This is a genomic window from Flavobacterium sp. (assembly GCF_027533505.1).
Classification (GTDB): domain Bacteria; phylum Bacteroidota; class Bacteroidia; order Flavobacteriales; family Flavobacteriaceae; genus Flavobacterium.
Genome location: NZ_JAPZUB010000010.1, coordinates 25,768 through 40,482, shown reverse-complemented (window position 1 = coordinate 40,482; position 14,715 = coordinate 25,768). Strand labels below are relative to the sequence as shown.

Annotated in this window: 12 protein-coding genes; 2 read left to right on the top strand and 10 right to left on the bottom strand. The window is 45.7% G+C overall.

Features of this window, described 5'->3' with window-relative positions; genetic code table 11:
- Window positions 1–1,030 precede the first annotated feature (1,030 nt).
- A complete protein-coding gene (locus O9316_RS03135) occupies window positions 1,031–2,059 on the bottom strand; it encodes a cyclic nucleotide-binding domain-containing protein (RefSeq protein WP_298346967.1) in 1,029 nt (342 codons plus the stop codon).
- Window positions 2,060–2,313: 254 nt separating this feature from the next.
- On the opposite strand from O9316_RS03135, the gene O9316_RS03130 reads away from it, so the two are divergent.
- Window positions 2,314–2,973 carry a hypothetical protein gene (locus O9316_RS03130; protein ID WP_298205312.1) on the top strand — a complete coding sequence of 220 codons (660 nt, stop codon included), beginning with the start codon at window positions 2,314–2,316 and terminating at the stop codon, window positions 2,971–2,973.
- 77 nt (window positions 2,974–3,050) lie between these two features.
- On the opposite strand, the gene O9316_RS03125 is transcribed toward O9316_RS03130, so the two are convergent.
- The 9 genes from O9316_RS03125 to O9316_RS03085 are packed head-to-tail and all read right to left on the bottom strand — an operon-like array spanning window position 3,051 to window position 11,548.
- Window positions 3,051–3,440, bottom strand: coding sequence for a hypothetical protein (locus O9316_RS03125; RefSeq protein WP_298205311.1), 390 nt, complete (start codon window positions 3,438–3,440; stop codon window positions 3,051–3,053).
- 17 nt (window positions 3,441–3,457) lie between these two features.
- Window positions 3,458–4,492 carry an MlaD family protein gene (locus O9316_RS03120; protein WP_298205310.1) on the bottom strand — a complete coding sequence of 345 codons (1,035 nt, stop codon included), beginning with the start codon at window positions 4,490–4,492 and terminating at the stop codon, window positions 3,458–3,460.
- A 3-nt stretch (window positions 4,493–4,495) separates the two neighbouring features.
- Window positions 4,496–5,227: an ATP-binding cassette domain-containing protein gene (locus O9316_RS03115; RefSeq protein ID WP_298205309.1), complete on the bottom strand. Its 732-nt coding sequence runs from the start codon at window positions 5,225–5,227 to the stop codon at window positions 4,496–4,498.
- Entirely contained in the window at window positions 5,224–5,982 is a 759-nt protein-coding gene (locus O9316_RS03110; protein WP_298205308.1) for an ABC transporter permease, read from the bottom strand. Before O9316_RS03110 ends, O9316_RS03115 begins: the two co-directional genes overlap by 4 nt.
- A gap of 9 nt (window positions 5,983–5,991) precedes the next feature.
- Entirely contained in the window at window positions 5,992–6,834 is an 843-nt protein-coding gene (locus tag O9316_RS03105) for a universal stress protein (RefSeq protein ID WP_298205307.1), read from the bottom strand.
- Between the two features lie 30 nt (window positions 6,835–6,864).
- A complete protein-coding gene (locus O9316_RS03100) occupies window positions 6,865–7,518 on the bottom strand; it encodes a BON domain-containing protein (protein WP_298205306.1) in 654 nt (217 codons plus the stop codon).
- Complete coding sequence (locus tag O9316_RS03095; RefSeq protein WP_298205305.1) at window positions 7,505–8,188, bottom strand: BON domain-containing protein; 684 nt, start codon at window positions 8,186–8,188, stop codon at window positions 7,505–7,507. Before O9316_RS03095 ends, O9316_RS03100 begins: the two co-directional genes overlap by 14 nt.
- Window positions 8,185–10,512 (bottom strand): glycosyltransferase, encoded by a 2,328-nt coding sequence (locus O9316_RS03090; RefSeq protein ID WP_298205304.1) that lies wholly within the window; start codon window positions 10,510–10,512, stop codon window positions 8,185–8,187. The genes O9316_RS03095 and O9316_RS03090 overlap by 4 nt, the downstream gene beginning before the upstream one ends.
- Window positions 10,502–11,548 (bottom strand): pesticidal protein Cry7Aa, encoded by a 1,047-nt coding sequence (locus O9316_RS03085; RefSeq protein WP_298205303.1) that lies wholly within the window; start codon window positions 11,546–11,548, stop codon window positions 10,502–10,504. The genes O9316_RS03090 and O9316_RS03085 overlap by 11 nt, the downstream gene beginning before the upstream one ends.
- A 283-nt stretch (window positions 11,549–11,831) precedes the next feature.
- On the opposite strand from O9316_RS03085, the gene O9316_RS03080 reads away from it, so the two are divergent.
- On the top strand, window positions 11,832–14,630 hold the full coding sequence (locus O9316_RS03080; RefSeq protein ID WP_298205302.1) for an insulinase family protein: 2,799 nt from the start codon (window positions 11,832–11,834) through the stop codon (window positions 14,628–14,630).
- Window positions 14,631–14,715: the final 85 nt, after the last annotated feature.

Below are 14,715 nucleotides of genomic sequence, written 5' to 3'. Positions count from 1 at the left end.
ACGGATATAGCACAGATATAGCACGGATATAGCACTGATATAGCACGGATTTGAAAGCTCCTGAGATGCTGAACTGCTGAGCCCTTACTGCCCACTGTACACTGCCCACTGTTTTTTTAAGCTCCTAAGCCGCTGAGAAGCTGAGCTGCTGAGCTCTAACTGAACACTGTTTTTTTAAGCTGCTAAGCTCCTGAGAAGCTGAGCTGCTGAGCTCTTACTGTACACTGTACACTGTACACTGAACACTGCCCACTGTACACTGCTTTTTAAGCTCCTAAGCCGCTGAGAAGCTGAGCTGCTGAGTCCTTACTGTATACTGTCCACTGTCCACTGTCCACTGCCCACTGTACACTGTACACTGTTTTTTTAAGCTCCTAAGCTCCTGAGAAGCTGAGCTGCTGAGCTCTTACTGAACACTGTTTTTTTAAGCTGCTAAGCTCCTGAGAAGCTGAGCTGCTGAGCTCTAACTGTACACTGTACACTGTCCACTGTTTTTTAAGCTGCTATGCTCCTGAGAAGCTGAGCTGCTGAGCTCTTACTGTACACTGTACACTGAACACTGCCCACTGTACACTGTCCACTGTTTTTTTAAGCTGCTAAGCTCCTGAGAAGCTGAGCTGCTGAGCTCTAACTGAACACTGTTTTTTTAAGCTGCTAAGCTCCTGAGAAGCTGAGAAGCTGAGCTCTTACTGTACACTGTACACTGTACACTGTACACTGTACACTGAACACTGCCCACTGCTTTTTAAGCTCCTAAGCCGCTGAGAAGCTGAGCTGCTGAGCCCTTACTGCCCACTGTACACTGTACACTGAACACTGTATACTGATCCCGACCCTTCGGGGCTGAGCCCTTACTGCCCACTGTACACTGTACACTGTATACTGCCCACTGTACACTGTCCACTGTCCACTGCCCACTGCCCACTGCCCACTGTATACTGTACACTGCCCACTGCCTACTGCTCCCGCCCCTTCGGGGCTGAACACTAAAAGACTTTTAAATCCCCGCTCGAAGAATGCAAACTGCAACCTAATTCTTCAAATAATGCAGTTTCTCAGCATTGATAATCACAATGCGGTTTTGGTCTTTCCGTATAAGCCCTTCCTGCTCAAAGTCGGTGAGGGTGCGGCTTACCGTTTCCGGAGTAGTGCCCGAAATATTGGCCAATTCGTTTCGGCTCAAATGAATACTTTCGCCATGGGGACAGTAGGTTTTGAAGTAACTAATCAACGAATTGGCAATGCGCTTTCGTACCGAGTCGTAAGCAATACGAATCAAATGCTCCTCGGTTTTACTCGATTCCTGTGATAACAAATGGATAAATTTACTCGCCATTTCAGGATGATGCTCGATTAATTTTTCAAACTCCTGAATAGGTAAGATGCTAATTTCACAGTCCGACATCGCCTCGGCGTTATCGGTATGCGTATGCTCGTTGTATAAATTGTGCAACCCGATATAATCGCCCGTCGAGTGGATACGCACCGTTAGCTCCCGACCGTCTTGCGCAATTTTGGTCACTTTAATCGCCCCCTTGCGCACATAGTAGATGCCGATTACCTTGTCGCCCTCGTAGAATAAAATCTGTTTCTTTTTTATTTTCCGCTGTATCGATTGGTCCTTAAGCAGTTCCAAAGCTAATTTTCCCTGTTGATACAAGGGTTTGTTTTGGTCAATACGATAAGTGTTTTTAAAATAATCGAGTTGATTTTCCCGCTTCTGAATGCGTACCGCCAAGGCATTTAAGAGTTGTACATCGCTAAACGGCCGCGATAAATAGTCGTCAGCGCCCAATTCCATCCCTTTACGGATGTCGGCTTTGTGGTAGGTATGGGCAAAAAAGACAAACGGGATTGTCGCCGTCTCCGCCTGTTTGGATAAAACAACCAACACACTAAATCCATCCATTTCAGGCATAAACACCTCACAGAGAATCGCATCAGGTTGTTCAGCTTGCGCCATAGCGATGCCCGATTTTCCATTAAACGCCATCAAAACCTCATAGCCTGCCATGGTCAATAACTCACGAAGATAATGGTCTTCGTCGTGCTGTTCCATGATAATTAAAATTCGGTACGCAGGCATAGGCGAGAGGGGTGTGGTTAACAATTGTTAAAATAATCGAGTCTAAGGTAGGCAATTAAACAACCCTACAGATTATTTAACATTATTTTTTTTACAGTTACGTACAAAAATGAGGCACTTAGTACAAAAGTACCCTGAGGGCAATCACCTGTTTTTTCTGATTTTAATCAAGCTTCACGCGTTGGTGTTGTGTTACTTTAGAACAACCAAACCCAAACCAATAGCATATGCATTACAACATCCTTTTTCCGATTTTTTCTGGGGTAATCCTAGCGCTTATGGCCTTCGCCACAGTACAACGGGTCAACCACCCACGTTACTTTCCCTTTGCCATGATTCCGCTAATCCTGGCAATAGAACAGTTTTGCACCGCCCTAATAGCCCTTGCGGTTGATTTCCCAGCCTACGATTATTTACAAGGTTTTTTTACACTTTTCTTATTGATTTTGTCCCAAATCATTTGGCCGGTGTGGATTCCCTTCGCCCTCCAACGCATGGAGCGGGTATGGGCCATCCGACGCCTCTTGCTTTTCTTTGTATACTTAGGAGTGCTTGTGGCGTTATTTACCACTTGGGATTATATTTTTTATGAAGTAACGGTTACTCTCGACGGCGACGATATGCGTTTTATTCAAAAGGGTGACAGCTATTTTCAAGCCTATGGCACCTATCTTTGGATGAGTGTTACCTTGTTGCCCACCTTGATTTCGTACACCAAACGAATGTGGATTGTAGGACTTACCCTAGCCTTGTCCTATGCAATAATGCGGTACCTAAACCCCTATGATTTTATCTTCTTTAGTCCAATAGTGGCTCTCGTACTCGGCGGTTCAATCTACTTTGTATTGATCGAAGTTCCCGAGTCCGAGGCACTATGGCAACGTTAAAAAGCCCCCTATTTCAAATAAAAAAGTCCGACACCTTCCACCGTATCGGACTTTTTTTGTGGCGAATACTCCAACGGTCAAGAAGCTACTGCTGGCGGGGTAAAGTGATTGTTCACCCAATGACACCGTTGGGTTTCAGACAGGCGCCCTGTGGTAAAGACTTCCAATCCTTGATCAGAAAACAAACCCTCTTGTTGCCATTGGTTTGCGAGTGCTACTTTGGCATTCGAAGGGCCAAACAAAACAACATGGGAATAGGCCTTGGCTTTGTCGGTAATTTTTTTAAAAAAGGCATGTCGATTTTCTTTCCGCTTTTGGTCTTTATGGTAACTGTGTAATCCATTGCCATAGGTGTTTTTTATGGGTTGGACCTCCAAAATGTCGATTTCCCGTGCTTTGTCGGTAAATTCAATGAGAAAGGCTTTGGAATAATCCATCCAAATAGCCAAGATTCGTTCATTTTTCATGTTTAAAAGGAATTAGGTTAGAATTTTTTTTTAAAATAGCCCCGCAGTAAAAACGATTCACGTGCAGCGGCTTCAAGGGTTCGAAATTCACGAATACTCTGCTCCAATTGGTTCAAAGTACTATCAACCGATTGGCCCAATTGGGGGTCGTTAATGAGTTTGGAGAGCACTGTATCGGGTTGGTTCAACCGTTGGGTGAGGGTGTGCAATCCTTGGGCAGTTTGTTCGATATGGTAAACGGTTTGCGTAAATGAATCCCGCAACGTATCATTTTGTATCAATTGCTGCACTAATCCATCCGATTCATTCAACCGGGTCGAAAATTCCCGTAAGGCTGTACTTGTGGTATGCAGTTCTTGTAAACTCGCGCTCCAATGCGCACTCCACGTGGGGTCACTCAACGCGCGATGGACCCATCCTTGCGGATTGTTCAACTGCGGAGTAAATTGTGCCAAAGCGCTAGTACTCTGTTCCAATTGAGCAACAACCCGTTCGATTTTATCGGCAAATGTTCGACTGCGAATCAATCGTGAAACCAATCCGTTTTCGCGATTCAATCGGTGGCTAAACGTTTGCCATTCGGACGTTATCGCCGCAGCATTTTTGGCACTCTGCCATACGCTTTCCATAATGACTTCTACTTCGATCGGGGCTACCGATTGAAGCGTGTCATTCGGATGTAAAATACCCGACGCTTGGGAACCCGCGGTGAGTTCCAATACTTTATCGCCCACCAAACCATTGCTCCCAATAGTGGCTATGGCATCGCGGTACAAATGGGTTTGCACCTCGGTGTCGAGAGCCAGTTTAACCAATACCGTTCCGTCGGGTTCAAATGCAATACGGGAAACGGTACCAATGCCAATCCCCGCCAACCGTATCGTACTCCCTTGCCGAAGTCCACTTACCGTTTGAAAACGAGCATAGACCACAAAACTCGATCGAAATATATTTTGGTTAAACCCCAACGTATAGACGGCGATAACCAAAAGCAGTAACCCGAATAGGCTAAAGAGTCCCACTTTCCAATAGTGTGTCGTATCGTTTTTCATAGCCTAAGGATTAAAAAAAGCATGCACCATCGGATGTTTGCTTTGTGCCAAGGTTTCATAAGTTCCTGATTGAATGATTTGCCCTTCATGCAACACGACTATCCGATCGGCGGTATGCGCTGCACAAACCAAATCGTGGGTAATAATCACAGCGGTAGGATGGTAGTCGGCTTTGATACGCAACATTAAGTCGATAATTTCTTTGGCCGTAATAGGGTCGAGTCCGGCCGTAGGTTCGTCATACAGCAATACTTCAGGGTCAATGATTAAGGCACGGGCAAGTCCAATGCGCTTCCGCATGCCTCCCGACAATGCACCGGGCATAAGGTCCATAGCCGACTCCAAGCCAACATTGCGTAGGGTAGCGCGCACCTTTTGATTGATTATTTCTAGAGCCAGTTTGGGTTGGTTGTGTTGTAGTGTAAACGCCAAGTTATCCCCCACGGTCATCGAGTCGTAAAGCGCTGCACTTTGAAACAAGAAGCCCAATTTTTGGCGTAAGGCGCTCAAGGCATTTTCATCGCTATGAGTAATGTCTTGTCCCATTAAACGCACGACGCCTTGGTCGATTTTGGTGAGTCCGGCCAGGCATTTAATGGCAACCGATTTTCCCGAGCCAGAGCGGCCCAACACCACCACATGTTCCCCTGCTTCTACCGCCAAGCTTAGGTTGACCAGTACGGCTTTGGAACCATAGGCTTTGTATACATGTTCTAAGGCTAGGATAGGGGTCATAACAAATCGGTGAGTTGCACTGCAATTAAATCGACAAAAAAGATACTTAGTGAGGCCGTGACCACCGCTTCATTGGCCGCACGTCCCACACTTTCGGTGCCTCCCTGGGCATGAAATCCTTTGAAACATCCTACCAAGCCAATAAAAAATCCGAAGCAATAGGTTTTCATCACAGCAGGAATCAAATCACTAAAGGCTAAGGAGTCAAAAACTTGCCGAAGGTAATGCCCAAGCGTAAGGTCTAAATGCCTTGAAATACCCAAATACCCCCCTAAGAGTCCAACGGCATCGGCATACAACACGAGGATTGGCAGCATCAAGGTAGTGGCCAAGGTACGTGTGATTACCAAATATTGAAAAGGGCGGATAGCACTTACCTCCATAGCATCGATTTGCTCGGTGACGCGCATCGAACCTAGTTCGGCGCCAATACCCGAGGCCATTCGTCCCGCACAAATCAAGGCAGTAATCACTGGGGCAATTTCCCGTACCAAGGAAAGGCCTACCATACCCGGAATCCATGACTCAGCGCCAAATTTTGCCATGGCAGGTCGGGATTGTATGGTGAGCACCCAACCCATGATCAATCCCGTAGTTGTGACCAGAGGGAGTGAGCGGTACCCCAATGTATAGCATTGTTTGAGCAGTTCGCGCCCCGATAGCGATTTGAAATGCAGTTCCCGAAAAAAGCGACCGAAAAACAACGTAAACTGTCCCAAGCCGACCAGTTCGTTTTCATAAGGACGGAAAGCCATCGTATGCGGTTAAAGTTTAGGAATGACCAAAAGGGGAAGATGATTTTCGAGTACCAAAGCCGAAGTTTTGGAGGGAAAAAGCATCCGACTCAATAAGGAACGGTTGGGGGTTCGAAACAACACCACCATCGAGGGTTTTAAAGGGTGCAACAACCGATGCAACAATTCTTTAAACGGCGTTTGCGGAATCAGTTGAATGTATTGAAACCGTACCGTGTCGCCTTCATACCCTTTTGCCGTTTCATGCAATTGGGTAAACCGCGCTTTTAGTTCGAGTTCATAAGCAAAAAACAAAACTTCCACCCGAGCTTCCAGGCGGCGTTGAAGCGTTGTAATCTGGGCCATTTCATCATCGATATGCGCCATGTCAGTGAGGTAACAAAGCGACTGTATAGGTCTCGTTCGGTAGCGATTGGGCACAATGCACAAAGGAACGGGACAATGGTGTAGCAAAGCTTCGGGGAGACTGCCCAACAATGTTTTGTAAATAGAGGCTCCATTTTCGCTACAAAAAACCATTTCAATGGCCTGTGTTTTGGAGTAATGGATAATGGTGGCGGCCAAACTCCGCTCGAGTTTAAGACATACAATTTCATAGTCAACTTTCGGAATCCCCGACGGAAATACAACATGAATGTACTTCTTGAGTTGGTTGGTTTTGAGTTGTAGGGCTTCCTCCCAACGCAGTTGCGGTGTCGCGGTTCGCGAGTCGATGGCAATTTCGGGGTCAAAAAGATTGAGGACGTGCAATAACACTACCCTCGATTGGGTTTGTTGGGCATATTGAAAGGCAAAACGAATGCCTTTCCGCGAATGACCGGAAAAGTCGGTAGTAACAAGAATTTTTCCCATAGCTTTTGATTTTTATAGAAATTCCACCGGTTAGGGATGAACAATTTCCAGTTGGTTATGAATACGCCAAAGGCCAGGAGCATTCCAGGCAATCCGTTCGGCCTCTTCTTTTTGAAGTAGTGAATCGACAACCCCGGTAAGGGTGACTTCGTTTTGGTGAACCGCTACCTCAATGGTTTTTCCACGCAAAATACTACTGCGGTCAAAAGCGTCACAAAGGGCTTTGGTTTCCAACATATCCGTGCGTTCCGAATGAATAAGCAATGAATTGACTACCCCTTTTACGCCCATTATTCGCGATACGGCTTTTTCGGCGGCTTGTTTTTGGTAGTGCCAATCGACCGAACCCACAAGGTAAATCCACCCGTTGGCTACCACGATTTTAATGTGTTCGGGCGTTATAGAAGTATGCAGTTCCAAGGCTCGTAAGGCTTCCTCAGCCAATCGTTCTTCGTCGGTAGCTTCTAGATGGTCTTGCACGTTGATGTGCATGACTACGGCTCGAACGCCCCGAACTTTTTTGACGGTTTGCTCAATGTCTACTTTCATTTCATAGCGTGCCACCGTACCACTCAAGGTAACTATTCCGTCATGCGCGGTTACCCCTATGGCAGCCCCCGTGAGATGCGGCTCCCAAAACAGGGCGAATTGCACTTTTTGCTGAAGGTCGTTATTCGCGTTCATCGCTAAAAACGTTGATTAAGGGTCGTATTTCAAGTGCATTGGCTACTGAGGCGATCCCCGGAGCATTCCAAGCCAAGCGCTCCGCCTCTTCTTTTTCATAAAGATTATTAACACTACCGGTAAGGGTAACCTTACGGTGATCGAGGGTCACGGCTATCACTGCATCCGAGAGCAAAGCGCTATGGTGAAGGGCTTTCTCGATTGTTTCTTGCAACAGCTCATTTTCGCGATCGGATTGGGTATGCAGTAAATTAGAAATTCCCCGTATCCCTTTGATACTGCTCAACGCGGCTTCTGCGGCTTTTTTCTGGTAGTTCCAATGCAAGGTGCCTTCCAGTGTAACCCAACCGTTTTCAACCTTAAAGCGAATCCGCTCATCGGGGATGGTAAAACTCGATTGGTACAAGTGCAAGATGTTTTCAGCCAATTTTTCATCGGTTAAACAGTGTTCTTTCGGAAAAACCACGGCTATTTTTTCAATAATTGCGCGTACGCCATCAATGTTTTTGACAATGCGTTCAGCTTCTACTTTTAGGAAATAATTGGGTAGTATCCCCATAAGGGTGATAATGCCTTGGTGGGCCGTTACGCCGAGTTGAGCGTCCTGCATTTGAGGTTCCCAGCGCAAGGCTTGTTGCACCGTAAATTGTAATGATTCGTCGGGACTCATGTGTGAATTTGATTTTGAAGTTGATGGGAGTATTTGTTTCGGTGAAGTTCCAGTGCTTGCCGGGCCAAAAGATGACTCAAGGTCGATTCGGCGCCTTGATTAAGATTAACATGATCGGCTTCGAGGCCGTCATAACAGCCCCCGGTTTTGGGATTATAGAGTAGTTCGCCCCGATGATTTAATCCAAGAAACCACCGGTAGGCCGTTTCCATCCGTTTAGCATATTCGGGTTGTTGGAGTAGCCGATAAAACGTATCCAAGGCCAATACCGTGTAAGCAGCATCAATCGGTTGTTCGCCTCCTAAAGGTAATTGTGACCACGCTTGTCCGCGGTGCAACCAACCGTTGTTGGGGATTACCCTCAAATAGGTATCGCGAAACAAGATGCTTACTAAAAACGAAAAGGAGTGAACCGCTGTGGTTTTAAAATCCTTTCGGTGGGTTACTTTCCATGCCATAAGAAGCGCTTCGGGCAACACACTATTGCCATAGGTGAGGTAGGATTCATACCATGGCCAGGTGTCGGAAGCCGTTTGCCCGTAAATCCCCTGCAAGCGATCGCCAAGGATTTCGATTTCGGTGCTGTAATCAGCGTTTCCCGACTCGTGTGCAAAATAGAGTCCTTTGAGGGTAAACGCTATCGCCCGAGGGGAGGTAAGGGTCAAACGAGGGTTCCGAGTCGCTTGTAACAAGTCCTGCATGAGTTGCTGCAATGAGGCTTGATCGGTGGGCGCAAATGCAACGCAATACCCCAAAGCCCAAAGGGCCCGTCCGAATGCGTCTTCCAAATTGACCGCATTGTTTTGGGGGGTGAATTCATGGGTGTAGGACAGGTAGTTCAAAAAACGACCGTCGGGTTGGAGGCAAAAAAGCATAAACTGAAGGTAGCGTTCCATAGCGTTCCGCAAAGCTGGATTACGCGTGATTTGATAGTTTTGTACGGTAACGATAAGCGCCCGGGCATTGTCGTCGAGGGTATATCCCGAACTTGTATCGGGTTGGTTGAGTCGCGCAAATTGTAAGATTCCTTTGCCGGTGGTCATTGCCCAAACGTGTTTTAGGGTGATGTAAGGAAGACGAAGGGTGAGGGACATTTGCGTGGTACTTTGCTGTTGTAGGTAATTGACATAGTGCATGGCTGTGTTTTCCCAGGCGGTGGGCTCCATTTGATGTAAACCGTTGCCCCGCAATTCCTCTTGCCATTCGGGTTGTGCAAGTAACGCAACAAGTTGTCGCGCCAATTGTACGGGTTGTTCAAAATCAAAGAGGAGGCCACTCCCTTTTTGCACAAGTTCTTTAGCATGTGGAATAGGAGTTGTGATGATGGGGCAGCCACAACTTAAGGCATAGGCAAAGGTGCCACTCACAGCTTGCTCCTGATTTTTGGAGGTAAACAAATAGATGTCCGTCATTTGTAACAGGTCCAAAAGCTTCGGTAATGCCACATACTCGTTGATAAAATGGGTATGGTATTGCAATCCCAAAGCGGCGATACGATCTTCCAAAAAGGTCCGGTACCGTTCGCCTTCTTGCGCAACCACCCCGGGATGTGTTTGTCCTACAATCAAGAATAAAACTTCTGGAAACTGTTCGATTACTAAGGGAAGGGCCTGAAGTGTCGTTTCAATATTTTTGCCTGAGCTGAGCAATCCAAAAGTGGTAAGCAAGGTGCGTTGTTCCCAACCCATCCGTTTTTTGAGGTCGGCCTTTGGCAAATGATCGACCAAATGCGTACCGTGGGGAATGACAATAATTTTGGAAGCCAGCATTCCATAGCGTTCGATCAATAGTTTTTTGGAATGGTTTGTCATAACGACCAAGGTGTGCGCCAAGAAACCGAGTCGTTTCATAAACAACAAGGTAGCTTCGTCGGGTTGACTCAAGACGGTATGAAGGACCACCATGATTTTTTTCTCCATTTGGTTTAAGGCGTCCAACAGCTTGTATTCGTGCGTACGGTAGAGTCCAAATTCATGTTGTACCACCACCCATTCTTGCTGATGCAGTTGTTTCATTTTGGTAAGGAGCGTGTGGTATGATGCACTGCTTTCGGGTTGTAATACATGAAACACGCTAGCTGGGTAAACAGCTTCTGGAGCGTCTAGGGCACAAATTTTAACGCTAAAAGCCTGTTCGTACTGCGTTTGCATGGCCTCCATCAAATCGGAGGCAAAGGTAGCCAAGCCACAAGCCCGTGGGGGGTAAGTGGTTATCATCACCAAATCGGGTTGCACTTCAAAAACCGGAACAGGTTGTTGTGCGGGAATACGTTGTGTATACTGCGGCAAGAGGAGCCGCTGCGGATGTTGCATTTTAAGTCGCATGGGTTTCGAGGGGGTTACGTTGTAGTTCTTCCAGTAATGAGGGTAGCGAGAGGGTAACCCAAGCAATACGTTTGTCGGCGGCGCCATAAAAAATATAGAGCAATTCGTCAACGACCACTGCGCCACTGGGAAAGCAAATGTTGTTTATAATTCCGTGAACTTCATATTCGTATTCGGGACCAAAGAGCGGATAAGGCAATCGGCCCCGTTCAATTTTTGGATTTTCTAGGTCCAACAAAGCCGCACAGGCACTGTATACATAACCGTCGATGGTATCGTGTACACCATGGTAAATCAATAGCCAACCCAAATCGGTTTCAATAGGGGGGCAGCCGCCTCCAACATAGCTAACTTCGTGATCATACTTTGGGCTTAGGAGAATTCCTTCGGTAAAATGCAAGAAGTAGTTTTCCCAAAAGGATGTGGTAAGGTCGCTGAATTCTTGAATGATGACCAATTGAATATCGGGTTTGATGCGGTGCAACAAATAGAGTTTTCCGTGGATGCGTCGAGGAAAAAGGATTACGTTTTTGTCCCACAACTTCCAGTCTTGGGTATTGAGTAACCCCTGCGGTGGTTGGTTGTAACGGTGGTATTTTTCATTCAGTGGGCGGTTGGATTCCGCCAGAAGAATAAAATCGGCAAAGCGAATGTCGGCAACGATTAAGCCTTGTTTTTCCCAATGAATCCTATCGTTGGAGATGGCAAGGGCACCTCGGGCGTTATGGCCATCAAAGGCCGTGTAGGTAAGGTAAAACACCCCATCCATGAGCACAATACGGGGGTCCTCAACACCCTGACACTCGTAGGAAGCTTGTGGGTATAAGGTTGGAATTTCATCCCGGCCAAGAAGCTGTCCTTGGATATCAAAATGCGCATAGCCAATTACAGAACCATGGGTTTTACTCAGGGCGCGGTACCACAGATGAATGCCCTCGCTATTGCGGAGTACGGCGGGATTAAGCACCCCGAGGTTTTCAAAACCGTGGGTGGTTTTCTCTAAAAGAATGCCGCGTTTTTTAAGGGAAGGCAACATGGGTTGGAGGGTGGAGGAAAAGTTAATCGACAGCAGTATCGGTTAAGCTTCCACAAGACAAAGTTGCTTGTTTCCCTTGGGGCAAAAGCTGATGCATATCAAGCAATTGTGTGATGTGACGCATGTTTTATGGAGGGTCAAAAAAAAAATCAAATGGAAGTTTCTAGGTAAAGTACTGGTTCAAGGGGCGATGATCATGGATTTTTTATAAAGTTTATGGTAGCTTATACTTTTTTTACTAAATTTAAGTTCTCTATTATTTTCACGTATAAACCATTTTTTTATGAAACATGTAAACAAATTTGTATGGGCCGTATTGTTTGTATCTTTTTTCAGCACCGCTCAAGACTTAAGCGCCCCCATTCCCTTTGATCCCGCAGTTCGTACCGGAAAATTGTCCAACGGACTGACGTATTACATTCGCAAGAATGCCAAACCTGAGAAAAAAGTCGACTTACGTTTGGTCATCAATGCCGGTTCAATTTTAGAAGCCGACGACCAGCAAGGGTTAGCCCACTTCATGGAACACATGTGCTTCAACGGGACCAAACGCTTCCCTAAAAATCAGTTGGTCGATTACCTCCAAAGTATCGGGGTAAAGTTTGGACAGCATTTGAATGCCTACACCAGTTTTGATGAAACCGTTTATTTTTTACCTATTCCCGCAGACAGTCCTGAGAAAATTGAAAAAGGATTTCAGATTTTGGAAGACTGGGCTTTTAATGCCAACTTAACGCCTGAGGAAATCGATAAAGAGCGCGGTGTCGTTTTGGAGGAATACCGCCTAGGATTGGGCGCCGACAAGCGTATGGAAGACCGCTACATTCCCAAAATGATGTACAATTCCCAATATGCCGTGCGGCTTCCCATTGGTAAAAAAGAAATTTTGGAGAATTTTACTTACGATAAACTGACTGCTTTTTACAAGGATTGGTACCGACCCAACCTGATGAGTGTCATTGTTGTAGGGGACATTGATGTAGACGCGATGGAGCAAAAAATAAAGGAACATTTTGGTGCCTACAAGAATCCCGTTCCCGAAAAACCGCGAAAACTGTTTGAAGTACCCAACCATAAGCAAACCCTGATTGCCATTGAACGCGATAAAGAAGCAACAAGCACCCAAGTGCAATTACTGTACAAAGATTTTGGAGCCCCCAAAGTAACCCGCACCCTTGGCGATTACAAGCGAAACCTTACCGAAGGCTTGTTTTCTACGATGCTCAATAACCGTTTGGAAGAGTTGGTTAATTCAGCAGAACCACCCTTTACATTTGGATATTCCTACCATGGTTCGACGTTTGCCCGCACCAAAGAAGCCTACCAATCGTTTGCCATGACACAAGAAAATAAACTACTTGACGCTTTACGCGTGTTGGTGTATGAAAATGAACGTGCCAAAAAATATGGATTTACTCCTGGCGAATTGGAACGTGCTCAAAAAACAATCCTCTCACAGTTGGAGAGTCGCTTGAAAGACAAAGACAAGCAGGAGTCAGAAAATTATGTTTGGCAATACCAATCCCATTTTCTTGAAAACACGCCTTGTACCGATGTAGCTTGGTCGTATGAAACCACGCAAAAACTGCTGCCACAAATCACCTTGCAAGAAGTGAATAGCTTTTTAAACGAGTACATCAAAGACGAGAATCGCGTGGTTGTGATGACGGCTCCCGAAAAAGAATCGTTGGCTCCAATTACCGAGAAAGAAGTATTAGCGGCACTCACCGTTGATCCCAAAACCCTTAAACCCTATGAAGATACCGCGGTGGCCAAAGGATTGTTGCGCACTACGCCAAAACCAGGAAGTATTGTAAAAACCACCGAAAATACGGCTATAGGTACCAAAACGTTATGGTTGTCCAATGGTGCAAAAGTAACCTATAAAAAAACCGATTTCAAAAATGAGGAAGTAGTAATTGAAGCGGTGAGTTATGGAGGAACAAATGCGTATAACGATGCCGATTTTAAAAAGACACAATTTGCCAATTACGGATTGTCGGAAGCCGGATTTTCAGGCTTAAAAACCAACGATATTACCAAGTTTATGATGGGTAAAATTGCAAGTGTTACGCCTTACATCCAACCCCAAACGGAGGGATTTCGTGGAGAGGCAACGCCCCAAGACTTGGAGTATGTGTTTCAAATGATCCATGCGTACTTTACCGATTTGAATTTTGACCCCGCCGCTTTTGAGGGGTACAAAAAGAAGCAATCAGCCTTTTTAGAGAACTTGATTGCGCAGCCCACCATGTATTTCCAACAAGAGTTATATACCGCTTTAAATGCCAAAAATCCAAGGTTTAATGGGATGTTCCCCAATGCTGAAAAATGGGCCCAAACCGACTACGCATTAGCCTACCAAAAGTACAAAGAGCGTTTCGCCAATGCAGGTGATTTTGAATTTTTCTTGGTAGGTAATATAGATGAAAAAGCCTTAGCAAACTTTGCGATAACCTATATCGCTTCATTACCGAGTTCAGAAAACAAGGAAACCATTCGCGATACGGGCTACCGTATGGTCTCGGGCGATATCAAGAAGGTAGTTCGAAAAGGAAAAGATCCCAAAAGTAACGTGCAAATCATGTTTTTTGGCGAAACGCCTTACAGTGCAACAGAAGCTTTACAACTTCGTGCTTTGGGAGAAGTGTTGACGATTAAATTGGTCGAACAATTGCGCGAAACCGAAAGTGGCGTATATGGTGTTAGCGCACGAGGGATGATGAATAAATATCCGTATCCAAATTATAATTTCAATATCAATTTCCCCTGTGGCCCTGAAAATGTAGAGAAACTGACGGCTTCAGCTTTGCAGGAACTTCAAAAAATTATTACGCAGGGACCGGAGGAAAAAGACTTGAATAAGTTCAAAGAAGCCGAACTGCTCGAGCATAAAAAACAGTTGAAGGAAAATGAGTATTGGTTGAATCATTTAACCCGCAGTTACATCAACGGTACCGATCCACAAGAGTTGTTGAAAATGGAAGCGGTGATACAAGCTCTTACGGTGAGCGATCTCCAAAAAGTAGCACAAAAGTATCTAAGCAAAGATAAAGTCATCGGCCAGCTCCTTCCAGAATAACAATACCTTGGGTATGCCTTAATTTAAACCGCTTCATCATCGAGGCGGTTTTTTTTGACTCCATTTGTAGGGGTGAAAAGCTGCT

Excerpts from the sequence above, each read along its gene's own strand:
- O9316_RS03135 (WP_298346967.1), bottom strand. The coding sequence starts at position 2,059 with ATGGAACAGCACGACGAAGACCATTATCTTCGTGAGTTATTGACCATG.
- O9316_RS03130 (WP_298205312.1), top strand. The coding sequence starts at position 2,314 with ATGCATTACAACATCCTTTTTCCGATTTTTTCTGGGGTAATCCTAGCG.
- O9316_RS03125 (WP_298205311.1), bottom strand. The coding sequence starts at position 3,440 with ATGAAAAATGAACGAATCTTGGCTATTTGGATGGATTATTCCAAAGCC.
- O9316_RS03120 (WP_298205310.1), bottom strand. The coding sequence starts at position 4,492 with ATGAAAAACGATACGACACACTATTGGAAAGTGGGACTCTTTAGCCTA.
- O9316_RS03115 (WP_298205309.1), bottom strand. The coding sequence starts at position 5,227 with ATGACCCCTATCCTAGCCTTAGAACATGTATACAAAGCCTATGGTTCC.
- O9316_RS03110 (WP_298205308.1), bottom strand. The coding sequence starts at position 5,982 with ATGGCTTTCCGTCCTTATGAAAACGAACTGGTCGGCTTGGGACAGTTT.
- O9316_RS03105 (WP_298205307.1), bottom strand. The coding sequence starts at position 6,834 with ATGGGAAAAATTCTTGTTACTACCGACTTTTCCGGTCATTCGCGGAAA.
- O9316_RS03100 (WP_298205306.1), bottom strand. The coding sequence starts at position 7,518 with ATGAACGCGAATAACGACCTTCAGCAAAAAGTGCAATTCGCCCTGTTT.
- O9316_RS03095 (WP_298205305.1), bottom strand. The coding sequence starts at position 8,188 with ATGAGTCCCGACGAATCATTACAATTTACGGTGCAACAAGCCTTGCGC.
- O9316_RS03090 (WP_298205304.1), bottom strand. The coding sequence starts at position 10,512 with ATGCGACTTAAAATGCAACATCCGCAGCGGCTCCTCTTGCCGCAGTAT.
- O9316_RS03085 (WP_298205303.1), bottom strand. The coding sequence starts at position 11,548 with ATGTTGCCTTCCCTTAAAAAACGCGGCATTCTTTTAGAGAAAACCACC.
- O9316_RS03080 (WP_298205302.1), top strand. The coding sequence starts at position 11,832 with ATGAAACATGTAAACAAATTTGTATGGGCCGTATTGTTTGTATCTTTT.